This is a genomic window from Streptomyces sp. NPDC054047, assembly GCF_055585065.1.
Genome location: NZ_JBVJKV010000009.1, coordinates 402,517 through 414,735, shown reverse-complemented (window position 1 = coordinate 414,735; position 12,219 = coordinate 402,517). Strand labels below are relative to the sequence as shown.

12 protein-coding genes are annotated in these 12,219 nt (G+C 70.8%); 2 read left to right on the top strand and 10 right to left on the bottom strand.

Annotation, left to right across the window (positions count from 1 at the left end; all coding sequences use genetic code 11):
• Positions 1-48: 48 nt before the first annotated feature.
• The 9 genes from ruvA to pgsA all read right to left on the bottom strand — a co-directional run bounded on the left by ruvA (position 49) and on the right by pgsA (position 7,314).
• Positions 49-657, bottom strand: a complete 609-nt coding sequence (gene ruvA, locus ACZ6ZP_RS30615; RefSeq protein WP_351164838.1) for a Holliday junction branch migration protein RuvA — start codon at positions 655-657, stop codon at positions 49-51.
• Positions 654-1,229: a crossover junction endodeoxyribonuclease RuvC gene (ruvC, locus tag ACZ6ZP_RS30610; protein ID WP_351165143.1), complete on the bottom strand. Its 576-nt coding sequence runs from the start codon at positions 1,227-1,229 to the stop codon at positions 654-656. The genes ruvA and ruvC overlap by 4 nt, the downstream gene beginning before the upstream one ends.
• A 134-nt stretch (positions 1,230-1,363) precedes the next feature.
• The gene (locus ACZ6ZP_RS30605) at positions 1,364-2,122 is read right to left on the bottom strand and encodes a YebC/PmpR family DNA-binding transcriptional regulator (RefSeq protein WP_351164839.1); all 759 of its coding nucleotides are present in this window, start codon (positions 2,120-2,122) and stop codon (positions 1,364-1,366) included.
• 48 nt (positions 2,123-2,170) lie between these two features.
• Positions 2,171-2,776, bottom strand: a complete 606-nt coding sequence (pdxT, locus tag ACZ6ZP_RS30600; RefSeq protein WP_351164840.1) for a pyridoxal 5'-phosphate synthase glutaminase subunit PdxT — start codon at positions 2,774-2,776, stop codon at positions 2,171-2,173.
• Positions 2,777-2,788: 12 nt separating this feature from the next.
• Complete coding sequence (pdxS, locus tag ACZ6ZP_RS30595; protein ID WP_351164842.1) at positions 2,789-3,703, bottom strand: pyridoxal 5'-phosphate synthase lyase subunit PdxS; 915 nt, start codon at positions 3,701-3,703, stop codon at positions 2,789-2,791.
• Between the two features lie 138 nt (positions 3,704-3,841).
• Complete coding sequence (locus tag ACZ6ZP_RS30590; protein ID WP_351164844.1) at positions 3,842-4,387, bottom strand: LemA family protein; 546 nt, start codon at positions 4,385-4,387, stop codon at positions 3,842-3,844.
• Positions 4,388-4,526: 139 nt separating this feature from the next.
• On the bottom strand, positions 4,527-5,687 hold the full coding sequence (locus tag ACZ6ZP_RS30585) for a glycosyltransferase family 4 protein (RefSeq protein WP_351164845.1): 1,161 nt from the start codon (positions 5,685-5,687) through the stop codon (positions 4,527-4,529).
• Complete coding sequence (locus ACZ6ZP_RS30580) at positions 5,684-6,646, bottom strand: phosphatidylinositol mannoside acyltransferase (RefSeq protein ID WP_351164847.1); 963 nt, start codon at positions 6,644-6,646, stop codon at positions 5,684-5,686. Before ACZ6ZP_RS30580 ends, ACZ6ZP_RS30585 begins: the two co-directional genes overlap by 4 nt.
• Positions 6,643-7,314 (bottom strand): phosphatidylinositol phosphate synthase, encoded by a 672-nt coding sequence (gene pgsA, locus ACZ6ZP_RS30575; protein ID WP_361463259.1) that lies wholly within the window; start codon positions 7,312-7,314, stop codon positions 6,643-6,645. Before pgsA ends, ACZ6ZP_RS30580 begins: the two co-directional genes overlap by 4 nt.
• A 258-nt stretch (positions 7,315-7,572) precedes the next feature.
• Between pgsA and ACZ6ZP_RS30570 the strand changes: the two genes are divergently transcribed.
• Both ACZ6ZP_RS30570 and ACZ6ZP_RS30565 read left to right on the top strand, forming a co-directional pair.
• Positions 7,573-9,771: an elongation factor G-like protein EF-G2 gene (locus tag ACZ6ZP_RS30570; protein WP_351164849.1), complete on the top strand. Its 2,199-nt coding sequence runs from the start codon at positions 7,573-7,575 to the stop codon at positions 9,769-9,771.
• A 154-nt stretch (positions 9,772-9,925) separates the two neighbouring features.
• On the top strand, positions 9,926-11,593 hold the full coding sequence (locus tag ACZ6ZP_RS30565; RefSeq protein WP_351164850.1) for a hypothetical protein: 1,668 nt from the start codon (positions 9,926-9,928) through the stop codon (positions 11,591-11,593).
• A gap of 43 nt (positions 11,594-11,636) precedes the next feature.
• On the opposite strand, the gene ACZ6ZP_RS30560 is transcribed toward ACZ6ZP_RS30565, so the two are convergent.
• Positions 11,637-12,200: an HIT family protein gene (locus ACZ6ZP_RS30560; protein WP_351164852.1), complete on the bottom strand. Its 564-nt coding sequence runs from the start codon at positions 12,198-12,200 to the stop codon at positions 11,637-11,639.
• Positions 12,201-12,219 lie beyond the last annotated feature (19 nt).

Genomic DNA, 12,219 nt, shown 5'->3' with positions numbered 1-12,219 from the left:
CTCGCGATGTGGTTCTGGTGGGCAGGGGTGGGCGAATACCAGCGGGTGCTAGCGGGTGCGGTTGAGCGTCTGAAGCGCGGCCTTGAGGAGCTGGCCCACCTGCGGCTTCTCGGTCGCCTCGGCCTGCGGGGTGACGGCGGCGACCGCTTCGTCGGCCTCGCGCGTGGCATAGCCGAGGCCGATGAGCGCGGCGTGCAGCTGGTCGCTCCAGCCGGAGGTGACAGGGGTGCCGATGGCGGGGCCGCCGGTGCCCAGGGGCTCGCCGAGGCGGTCCTTGTACTCCAGGAGCAGCTTCTGGGCGCCCTTCTTGCCGATGCCCGGGACCGCGGTGAGCGCCTTCTCGTCGGCGGTGGCGACCGCGCGGCGCAGTGCGTCCGGGCTGTGCACGGCGAGCATGGCCTGCGCGAGGCGCGGTCCGACGCCGCTGGCGGTCTGGAGCAGCTCGAAGGTCTGGCGCTCGTCGTCGTCCGCGAAGCCGTACAGCGTCAGGGAGTCCTCGCGGACGACCAGGGAGGTGGCGAGCTTGGCCTGCTGGCCGATGCGCAGGGTGGAGAGCGTGTTCGGCGTGCACTGGATGGCCATGCCGACGCCGCCGACCTCGACCACCGCGGTGTCGGGGGCGAGTGCGGCGACGGGGCCGCTGACGAAGGCGATCATGCGGTACGGCCTTTCTGTGCTGTTGCGGTCTTCGACGCGTGCAGGGCTGTGGCCTGCTGGAGACGGTTCTGGGCGACCGCCTGCTGGAGGCGGTTCTGCGCCGGGGCGCGCCAGATGTGACAGATGGCGAGGGCGAGGGCGTCCGCCGCGTCGGCGGGCTTGGGCGGTGCGTCGAGCCGCAGGAGGCGGGTGACCATCGCTCCGACCTGGGCCTTGTCGGCGCGGCCGCTGCCGGTGACGGCGGCCTTGACCTCGCTGGGCGTGTGCAGGGCGACGGGGATGCCGCGACGCGACGCGCAGAGCATGGCCACGGCGCTGGCCTGGGCGGTGCCCATGACCGTACGCACGTTGTGCTGGCTGAACACCCGCTCCACGGCGAGGACTTCGGGGTCGTGCTCGTCGAGCCACTGCTCGATGCCCTGCTCGATGGCGACCAGGCGGTGGCCGAGCTCGGCGTCGGCGGGCGTGCGCACGACACCGACCGCTCGCATGGTCAGCGGGCGTCCGGCGACTCCGTCGACGACCCCCACACCGCACCGGGTCAGACCCGGGTCCACACCCAGCACGCGCACGAGTACCCCCACTTCTTCGCTCACCTGTTTGTGCAGGCTATCGGCTCGCACTGACAACGCGACGGGCCGACAGGGGGTGTGTCCCCTGTCGGCCCGTCAGCGAAAGCCGTGGCACGGCCGGTCCGAGGCCCGACTCAGGCGTCGACCTTCTCCATGACCTCGTCGCTCACGTCGAAGTTGGCGAAGACGTTCTGGACGTCGTCGCTGTCCTCGAGCGCGTCGATGAGCTTGAAGATCTTCCGGGCGCCGTCCTCGTCCAGCTCGACCTGCATGGTCGGGACGAAGTTGGCGTCGGCCGAGTCGTAGTCGATGCCGGCCTCCTGGAGGGCGGTGCGGACCGCGACCAGGTCGGTGGCCTCGCTGAGCACCTCGAAGGACTCGCCGAGGTCGTTGACCTCTTCGGCGCCCGCGTCCAGGACCGCGCCCAGGACGTCGTCCTCGGACAGCTCGCCCTCGCCCTTGGGGACGATGACGACGCCCTTGCGGTTGAAGAGGTACGAGACGGAGCCCGGGTCGGCCATGGAGCCGCCGTTGCGGGTCATCGCGACGCGTACGTCCGAGGCCGCGCGGTTGCGGTTGTCGGTGAGGCACTCGATGAGCACCGCGACGCCGTTCGGGCCGTAGCCCTCGTACATGATCGTCTCGTACTCGGCGCCGCCGGCTTCGAGACCGGCGCCGCGCTTGACCGCGGAGTCGATGTTCTTGTTCGGGACCGAGCTCTTCTTGGCCTTCTGGATGGCGTCGAAGAGAGTCGGGTTGCCCGACACGTCGGCGCCGCCCGTGCGGGCCGCGACCTCGATGTTCTTGATCATCTTCGCGAAGAGCTTGCCGCGCTTGGCGTCAATCACGGCCTTCTTGTGCTTCGTCGTAGCCCATTTAGAGTGGCCGGACATCTGCCTGTCTCCTTCGCGTTACCCAACTGTACGAACGCAGAGATCCTACTAGGATCCCGCCGCCGCGTGGCCCCGGACCATCCCGACGAACAGCGCGTGCATGCGATGGTCGCCCGTCAGCTCGGGGTGGAACGACGTGGCGAGCGCGTTGCCCTGGCGCACGGCGACGATGTGTCCGCCGTGCTCGGCGAGCACCTCGACGCGCGCGCCGACCGACTCGACCCAGGGGGCGCGGATGAAGACACCCTCCACGGGGTCGCCGTCGATGCCCGCGACGTCCACGGCCGCCTCGAAGGACTCGTTCTGCCGTCCGAAGGCGTTGCGGCGCACGATCATGTCGATGCCGCCGAAGGTCTCCTGCTCCGAGCGCGGATCGAGGATCTTGTCGGCCAGCATGATCATGCCCGCGCAGGTGCCGTAGACCGGCATACCGGCGCGCACGCGCGCGCGAAGGGGCTCCAACAGGCCGAACAGGGCCGCCAGCTTGGAGATGGTGGTGGACTCACCGCCGGGGATGACCAGGCCGTCCACATCGGCCAGCTCTTCGGGACGCCTGACCGGCCTGGCCACGGCGTCCGCCGAGGCCAGGGCGATCAAGTGCTCCCGTACGTCGCCCTGGAGTGCCAGGACGCCGACTACAGGGGTGTCAGTCATCTACGTAGTGCCTTACCAGCCACGGTTCGCGTAGCGCTCGGCCTCGGGGAGGGTGTCGCAGTTGATGCCGACCATGGCCTCGCCGAGGTTGCGGGAAGCGTCCGCGATGATCTTGGGGTCGTCGTAGAAGGTGGTGGCCTTCACGATGGCGGCGGCGCGCGCGGCCGGGTCGCCCGACTTGAAGATGCCGGAGCCGACGAAGACGCCCTCGGCGCCGAGCTGGCGCATCAGAGCGGCGTCGGCGGGGGTGGCGACGCCACCGGCCGAGAAGAGGACCACCGGCAGCTTGCCCAGCTCGGAGACCTCCTTGACCAGCTCGTACGGGGCACGCAGGTCCTTGGCGGCGGCGTACAGCTCGTTGTTGTCGAAGCCGCGCAGCTTGGCGATCTCGTTCTTGATCTGGCGCAGGTGGCGCACGGCCTCGACGACGTTGCCGGTGCCGGCCTCGCCCTTGGAGCGGATCATGGCCGCGCCCTCGGCGATGCGGCGCAGGGCCTCGCCCAGGTTGGTGGCGCCACACACGAACGGGGTCGTGAAGGCGAACTTGTCGCTGTGGTTGACCTCGTCGGCCGGGGTCAGGACCTCGGACTCGTCGATGTAGTCGACGCCGAGGGACTGGAGCACCTGGGCCTCGACGAAGTGGCCGATGCGGGACTTGGCCATGACCGGGATGGAGACGGCCTCGATGATCTCTTCGATCATGTTCGGGTCGGACATCCGGGCCACGCCGCCGTCCTTGCGGATGTCGGCGGGGACCCGCTCCAGCGCCATGACGGCCACCGCGCCCGCGTCCTCGGCTATCTTCGCCTGCTCGGCGTTGACGACGTCCATGATGACGCCGCCCTTGAGCTGCTCGGCCATGCCGCGCTTGACGCGCGCGGTGCCGGTCTCGGGCGACTGGTTGCTGCTGGAGAGGGTGCTGGACACGGAGTTGACCTCGCTCGCTGAAGACGGGTTCCTGCGACTACGAGGAAACTCCCGGCCACCAGTCCACAGCAAGGGCCAATGGATGACCGGTGGCTCATTTTTCCCGGACGCCCCTGGTCAGCGGCGTGTCCGGTGGCTCTACGTGGTCGCGCGGTCGGCCAGCGCGACCGGCGGTTCGTCGTCCATCTCGAAGGCCATCGGAAACGGCGCGTGGCCCGCGAGGCGGAACCAGCGGACCTTGCGGTGCCTGCGCAGGGCACGGGCCGCGCGTACGGCGTCGTTGTGGAAGCGCCGGGCCATCGGCACCCGGCGCACGGACGCGGCAAGCTCCGTCGCCGCCTCGTCGCCGCCGGGGGCCTCGCGCACCGCCTCGACCTGCTGCACCTCGCCGAAGATCGCGCGCAGCGCCTGGCTGAGCTCGCTCTCGGCGACCTCGCGCTGCTCCTCCTCCGCCTGCCGGGCCGCGTGCGCCGCTTCGTAGAGCACGATGGAGGCCGCCGGGTCGAGCACCCCCGAGGTGGCCAGCTCCTGGGCGACCGAGGCGCGGCGCAGCAGCTGGGCGTCGAGTGCCGCGCGGGCCGCGTCGATGCGGGCGTGCAGCCGGTCGAGCCGGCCCGCGGTCCAGCTCAGGTAGAGGCCGATCGCGAAGAGGGCTACCGCGATCCAGATCAGTGTCGAGGTCACCGGGGAAGGCTAGTCGCATCGGCGGCGCCGGTTCACCGCCGGGCTCCCCGTCCCGCGTCGGGGAGCCTCGCGGAGTCCGGTCGCGTCGGTCCCGTCGGTCGCGTCGGTCGCGTCGGTCCCGTCGGTCCCGTCAGTCCCGTCAGTCCCGTGCGAGCCCGAAGCGCGCCCGCAGGCCCGAGCGTTCATCGGCGGCCACCGCGGCGGCCCCGTCCGCCACCGTCTCGTACACCGAGAGGATGTCGGCGCCCACCGTCGACCAGTCGAAGCGGCGCACGTGCTTGCTGCCGCGCTCCCGCAGCTCGTCGCGGCGCTCGGGGTCGCCCAGGAGCCGCAGCGCCGCGGCGGCCAGCGAGTCCGCGTCCTCGTTGGTGAACAGGTCGCCCGCGGCGCCCTGGTCGAGGACCTGCGCGAAGGCGTCCAGATCGCTGGCCAGGACGGGCGCGCCCGCCGACAGGGCCTCGACCAGAATGATCCCGAAGCTCTCGCCCCCGGTGTTGGGAGCGACGTACACGTCCACGCTGCGCAGCAGCCGCGCCTTGTCCTCGTCGCTGACCATGCCGAGGAACTCCACGCGCTCGCGCATCTCGACCGGCAGCGAGGAGACGGCCTCGTGCTCGTCGCCGCGGCCCGCGACGAGTAGCCGGGTGTCGGGGCGCTCGGCGAGGATCTTCGGCAGCGCCTTCATCAGCACCGGAAGGCCCTTGCGCGGCTCGTCGATGCGGCCGATGAAGCCGATCGTGCCGCCCTGCCACTCCTTCTTGGGCTCGACCTTGGCGAAGAAGTCGACGTCCACGCCGTTCGGGATGACGACCGCGTCGCCGCCCAGGTGCTCGACGAGCGTGCGGCGCGCGTACTCGCTCACCGCGATGCGCGCGCTGATCTTCTCCAGGGCGGGCTGCAGGATCGGGTACGCCGCGATCATCGCCCGCGAGCGCGGATTGGACGTGTGGAACGTCGCGACGATCGGGCCCTGCGCCGCCCAGCACGTGAGCAGCCCCAGGGAGGGCGAGGTCGGCTCGTGGATGTGGATGACGTCGAAGGTGCCGTCGTGCAGCCAGCGCCGCACCCGCGCGGCCGACAGGAACCCGAAGTTGAGCCGGGCCACCGAGCCGTTGTACGGAACCGGAACGGCGCGGCCCGCCGACACGACGTACGGCGGCAGGGGGGTCTCGTCGTCCGCGGGGGCCAGGACGGACACCTCGTGCCCGAGGCGGATCAGGTGCTCCGCCAGGTCGCGGATGTGGAACTGGACGCCGCCCGGCACGTCCCACGAGTAGGGGCAGACGATGCCGATCCTCACAGTGTCCCCTCGCCCGGAGCGTCGGCCCGGGCATCGCCGGGAACGTCGGCCGGAGCGTCGGCGGGCCCCTTGGCGGGGTCGAGATCAGCGAGCCACAAGCGCTGCAGCATGTGCCAGTCCTCCGGATGGTCGGCGATACCCGTGGCGAAGGCGTCTGCCAGCGCCTGCGTCATGACAGACGTCTTCTCCGTGCGGCTACCTGTCTCGGGGACATCGACAGGGGCGTGAACACGCCCCTTCATGACGGGCGTCTCGTCGAACCAGAGCGTGACCGGCAGCAACAGCGCCCCCGTCTGCTGCGCGAGGATCGCGGGCCCCGCGGGCATCCGCGCGGTGTCGCCGAAGAACTTCACCTCGACGCCGGACGCCGAGAGGTCCCGGTCGGCGACCAGGCAGACCAGGCCGCCCGCGCGCAGCCGCCGCGCCAGGGTGCCGAAGGCGGAGCCGCCCTCGTGCGGCAGGACCTCCATGCCCAGGCTCTCGCGGTAGGCGACGAAGCGGTCGTACAGCGTCTCGGGCTTGAGCCGTTCGGCGACCGTCGTGAACGGCGTCTCCAGCTTCGTGGTGACCCAGGCGCCCGCCAGGTCCCAGTTGCCCAGGTGCGGAAGCGCGAGGATGACGCCCTTGTCGGAGGCGAGGCCGTCCGTCAAGTAGTGGAGGTCCTTGATTTCGACGCCCGCCTTGATGCGCTCCTTGCTCCAGGACGGCAGCCGGAACGACTCCATCCAGTAGCGCAGGTAGGAGCGCATGCCGGCCCTGGACAGCTCGGCGAGGCGCTGCGGGCTCGCGTCGGGCACCACGCGCGCGTAGTTCGCCTCCAGGCGCAGAATGCCCTTGCCGCGCCGCTTCCACGCGGCGTCGGCGATGGTCCGGCCCAGCCGCACCGCCACCGGTTCGGGGAGCTTCTTGACCGAGCTCCAGGCGGCTCCGTAGAGCGCGTCGGTCAGTCGGTCCTTCACGACGTGGCCTCACTGCCCTGCGCCGTGGCCTCCGTGGCCGCGTCGGCCTCGGCGGCCTCCTTGCGCACGGTCACGACACGCTGGACGAGCGTGACGAGGCTGCCGACGGCGACGACCCACAGCGCGATGGGCAGCAGTACGTCGATGCCGGGGACCCCGAACTTGTGCAGCCCCGCGAGACCCGCGGCGACCAGCGAGATCACCAGGCGCTCGGCGCGCTCCACCAGGCCGTTGACCGCGACGGGCAGGCCGATCGCCTCGCCGCGCGCCTTCGTGTACGAGACCACCTGGCCGCTGGCCAGGCAGAAGATGGAGACGGCGCACAGGATGTTGTCGCCGCCCGAACCCGCGTACCAGAGCGCGAGGCCACCGAAGATCGCGCTGTCGGCCACCCGGTCGAGCGTCGAGTCCAGGAAGGCGCCCCAGCGGCTGGAGCGTCCCAGCTGCCGCGCCATGTTCCCGTCGACGAGGTCGGAGAACACGAAGAGCGTGATGACGATCGTGCCCCAGAAGAACTCGCCGCGGGGGAAGAAGACCAGCGCGCCCGCCACCACACCGGCCGTACCGATGAACGTGACCGCGTCGGGGCTCACGCCGCGACGGATGAGAAACGCGGCGAACGGTGTGAGAACACGCGTGAAGAATGCACGCGCGTACTTGTTCAGCATGGCCTTCCCGAGGGGTCGGTGAGCCGTGCGGCCCTGTTGGCCACCGGCTGGCCCATCGTAGTCACGACGTTGACGGACCGGCTCGCCCCCTCACGATCGCGTACGACGTATGGACGCACAGTGACCCGAGTGGAAAGCTCGAAAGCACCGCGGGCGTCGCCGGAGCCGACCCGCACACGGCCCCGCACGTCCGCGAGCAGCCAGCATCCCCGAGGGGGCTGTGCCTCCTCACCGTGCACGTAACCGGGAGGCCAAGGCATGGGCGACAAGGCGAACGCACACCCCGGAGCCGCCGGCAGGGCTACAGCGGCCGACCACCCCGCGTCCGTACGGAATGTGGTGCTGGTCGGCCACAGCGGATCGGGCAAGACGACTCTGGTGGAGGCCCTCGCGCTGACCGCGGGGGCGGTGAACCGCGCGGGCCGTGTGGAGGACGGCACCGCCGTGTCCGACTACGACGACATCGAACACCGGCAGCAGCGCTCGGTGCAGCTGTCCCTCGTCCCCGTCGAATGGGGCGGCTACAAGATCAACCTTCTGGACACCCCCGGGTACGCCGATTTCGTCGGCGAGTTACGGGCCGGTCTGCGCGCCGCGGACGCGGCCCTTTTCGTCGTTTCGGCCGCCGACGGCGTGGACGGCGCGACCCGCATGGTGTGGGAGGAGTGCGCGGCGGTCGGCATGCCGCGGGCCATCGTGGTGACCCACCTGGAGGCGGCCCGCGCCGACTTCCAGGAGATGACGCGGACCTGCGCGGAGGCCTTCGGGGCCGACGACCCCGACGCCGTGCTGCCGCTGTACCTGCCGCTGCACGGCGCCAAGGGTCCGGACGGGCACGCACCGGTGACCGGCCTGGTCGGGCTGCTCTCGCAGCGGATCTTCGACTACGCCTCCGGCGAACGGAAGGAGTCCGAACCGGGCGAGGACCAGCTCCCGCTCATCGAGGACGCCCGCAACAAGCTGATCGAGGGGATCATCGCCGAGAGCGAGGACGAGTCCCTCATGGACCGCTACCTCAGCGGCGAGGACCTCGACTTCAAGACCCTCGTGGACGATCTGGAGCGGGCCGTGGCGCGCGGCATCTTCCACCCCGTGCTCGCGGCGGCGCCCGCCGCCGAGGGCGCCCGGCAGGGCATCGGCACGGTGGAGCTCCTGGAGCTGGTCACGGGCGGCTTCCCCACCCCCCTGGAGCACCCGGCGCCCGCCGTCACCACACCGGGCGGCAAGGCCAGGCCCGCGATCACCTGCGATCCCTCGGGACCGCTGGTCGCCGAGGTCGTGAAGACCGCGTCCGACCCGTACGTGGGACGCGTCTCGCTCGTACGCGTCTTCTCCGGCACCCTGCGCCCCGACGAGACCGTGCACGTGTCCGGGCACGGCCTGGCCGACCGCGGCCACGAGGACCACGACGTCGACGAGCGCATCGGCGCCCTCTCCTCCCCCTTCGGCAAGCACCAGCGCACGCTCTCCAGCTGCATCGCGGGCGATCTGGCCTGCGTCGCCAAGCTGAACCGCGCCGAGACGGGCGACACCCTCTCGGCCAAGGACGACCCGCTCCTGATGGAGCCCTGGGACATGCCCGACCCGCTCCTGCCGCTCGCCATCCAGGCGCACAGCAAGGCGGACGAGGACAAGCTCTCCCAGGGGCTCTCCCGCCTGGTCGCCGAGGACCCGACCATGCGCCTCGAACAGAACCAGGACACCCACCAGGTGGTCCTGTGGTGCCTGGGCGAGGCCCACGCCGACGTCGCCCTGGAGCGGCTGCGCAGCCGGTACGGCGTGCAGGTCGACGTGGTGAACCACAAGGTCTCCCTCCGGGAGACGTTCGCGGGCAGGTCGGGCGGGCGCGGCCGCCATGTGAAGCAGTCCGGCGGCCACGGCCAGTACGCCATCTGCGAGATCGAGGTGGAACCGCTGCCGGGCGGCAGCGGCATCGAGTTCGTCGACAAGGTCGTGGGCGGCGCCGTGCCCCGGCAGTTCATCCCGTCCGTCGAGAAGGGCGTGCGCGCGCAGGCCGCGAAGGGCGTGGCCGCCGGATACCCCCTCATCGACGTACGCATCACGCTGCTCGACGGCAAGGCGCACTCGGTGGACTCCTCCGACGCCGCGTTCCAGACGGCGGGCGCGCTCGCCCTGCGCGAGGCCGCGGCCGACGCCAAGATCCACCTCCTGGAGCCGGTGGCCGAGGTGCGGGTCCTGGTCGGCGACGACCACGTGGGCTCGGTGATGAGCGACCTCTCGGGGCGCCGCGGCCGGGTGGTGGGAACCGAGCAGGCGCCCGGCGGGCGCACGCTCGTACGCGCCGAGGTGCCCGAGATCGAGATCGGCCGCTACGCCGTCGACCTGCGGTCCCTCTCGCAGGGCACCGCGCGCTTCAGCCGCACGTACGCACGCCACGAACCGATGCCGCCCCAGCTCTCCGAGAGGATTCGCGAACAGGCCCAGGACGCCTCCTAGTTGAGCGGCTGCCGCCCGTTCCGCCACCCGCGGGCGGGCGGCATCCGAAGGGCCCCTGCCGGATGCCGGTGCGCACAGATACGCTGATGACCTGATCAACAGGTGTGCCGGGCAGGGAAGTCGGGAAGAGCCGCAGCAGCGAAGGTTGGCGGCGATGGGGGCGGCAGTGGCGGACGACGTATTCGACTTCAGGCCCGGGGCCCAGGTCCCGCTGTCCGGGGCCGCGGGGCAGACGGCGGCGACCCACGCCCTCGCGTCGGCCGCGTACCGCGACGACAAGGCATCGAAGATCCTCGACGCCAACAACGAATGGCACAAGTCCGAGGTCAAGGAAGGCCTTTGGTCGCTCTTCGCGCCGAATCTGGGCGAGGCGTTCGCACGGGCCGTGCAGGTTCGGATGCTCGGCGGCGCCCGCAAGCCGCTCATCCAGTCCTTCGGCATGGAACCGCAGTCGATCGTCGAGCACTGCCTCGCGGCGAACAACATCCGCAAGGACCGCGACCGTTGGCTCACCCTCGTGATGGTGCTGTGCGGCCTGCTCTTCCTGCCCGGACTCCTCCTCTGGCTGCTGCTCTTCACCGTCAAGCAGGCGGTCACCAAGGGGGACAACAAGCGGGCGAGCGCCATCGCGACGGCAGCCATGGTCGCCCTGGGCGTCCTCGCCGTGATCTTTCTCATCAAGCTGCCGGTCGACGGCCCCCTCGGCTGGTACATACGCGCGGCGATCGTCGTTCCCGTGGCGGGCTGGTTCTGGGCCAAGCTGATCGCCGAGCGCACCGCGAGGGACCTGCGCGAGCGCTGGTCGAGCCTGCTCTCCGGCGGCGGCATCGGCGCCAAGATCCCCGAAGCGGTGCCGGGCAGCCCGGGCGAGACGGCCGCCGAGCAGCTCCGTCAGGGCCTGGCTCGCCTGTCGGCCGAGCAGCAGAGCAACTCGGTCTTCTACGCGGGCCCCAAGGGAATACTGGGCATGGGCACCCGCTGGGGCAGCTGGCAGCTCGCCGAGGAGCTGGTCTCCGGCAAGGAAGGCACGGAGATCCACCCGTTCCGCAGCTGGGACGTCATACGCGCGGTGCACGACCAGCTGCGCCTGCTCGAGCGCGGGCCGCTGCACACCGGCGGCTTCCCGACCCCGTCGATAAAGCACTGGATCGTGTCCCCCATCGGGGAGAACGCGAAGGCGGTGGCCCGCCCCAGCGGCACGGAGGTCGAGGCCTTCCAGGTCCGGGGCCACGAGATACAGCGGATCTGCAACGAACAGCAGTTCGGCGGCGGCGACCGGCACTACCTGGGCTGCCAGTTCACCCTCTGGGACGGCCAGTTGGTCATCACGATGCTGATCACGGTGACCGTCCTGCACGAGACGCTGCGCATCGAGGTCACCGGCCACGCGCTCGGACCGGTCCACTCACTGTTCACCAGCAAGCCCGACCCCAAGGTCAAGCAGGTCTCCAAGCCCATCAAGTTCTGGGAGACCACCGAGCGCAAACTGCCGCTGGTCAACGCCGACGAGGTCGTACGGCTCGCGGTGCGGGCGCCCTTCACCTGGTACCCGCCGATCCTGGACCACCTCGGCGGCAAGCTGGTCCTGCCCGAGCCCTTCGGCCTGCGGCACGCCTGGGCGGACAAGCCGTGGCGGCACCGCTTCATGGCCGACGACGCGCTGCGCGCGGCCACGCCGGTGCTGCGCGTGGTGCACTCGGCGGCCATCAAGGTGCTCGAGGAGAACGGCGTGGACACCGAGAAGTTCGGCAACCGCTCCGGCCTCCTCAGCGGAATGGTCCAGGACCCGATGCCGAGGAAGGCGGACGTGTACGACGCGTGAGACACGCCGCGGGCCGGGCTGCGAGCCCGGCCCGCGGGACGCGTCAGAGCGCGGCGGGCCAGGCGTCGGCCAGCATCTTGCGGGTGTCCGCGAGCAGCTGCGGCAGGATCTTGGTGTGCCCCACGACCGGCATGAAGTTCGTGTCCCCGCCCCAGCGGGGCACGATGTGCTGGTGCAGATGCGCGGCGATGCCGGCCCCTGCCACCGTGCCCTGGTTCATGCCGATGTTGAAGCCGTGCGCGCCGGACGCGGCGCGCAGCGCGACCATGGCCTGCTTGGTGAACTCACCGAGCTCGGCCGTCTCCGGGACGGTCAGCTCCGTGTAGTCGGCGACGTGGCGGTAGGGGACGACCATCAGATGGCCGCCGTTGTACGGGTAGAGGTTGAGCACCGCGTACACCTGCTCGCCGCGTGCGACGACCAGACCGTCCTCGTCGGATTTGGCCGGGATGGAGCAGAAGGGACAGCCGTCGTCGGCGCCCGGACCGCTCGGCTTGTTCTCGCCCTGGATGTACGCCATCCGGTGGGGCGTCCACAGGCGCTGGAACGCGTCCTGCGTCCCCACTCCGATCTGCTGCTCCGGCTCACTCGTCATGCAGTGCAGCATATGACTTGGCCCGATCGAA

Coding starts and splice junctions, on each gene's coding strand:
- ruvA (WP_351164838.1), bottom strand. CDS start 657: ATGATCGCCTTCGTCAGCGGCCCCGTCGCCGCACTCGCCCCCGACACC.
- pdxT (WP_351164840.1), bottom strand. CDS start 2,776: ATGACTGACACCCCTGTAGTCGGCGTCCTGGCACTCCAGGGCGACGTA.
- ACZ6ZP_RS30570 (WP_351164849.1), top strand. CDS start 7,573: ATGGGCGACAAGGCGAACGCACACCCCGGAGCCGCCGGCAGGGCTACA.
- ACZ6ZP_RS30605 (WP_351164839.1), bottom strand. CDS start 2,122: ATGTCCGGCCACTCTAAATGGGCTACGACGAAGCACAAGAAGGCCGTG.
- ACZ6ZP_RS30565 (WP_351164850.1), top strand. CDS start 9,926: ATGGGGGCGGCAGTGGCGGACGACGTATTCGACTTCAGGCCCGGGGCC.
- ACZ6ZP_RS30560 (WP_351164852.1), bottom strand. CDS start 12,200: ATGCTGCACTGCATGACGAGTGAGCCGGAGCAGCAGATCGGAGTGGGG.
- pgsA (WP_361463259.1), bottom strand. CDS start 7,314: ATGCTGAACAAGTACGCGCGTGCATTCTTCACGCGTGTTCTCACACCG.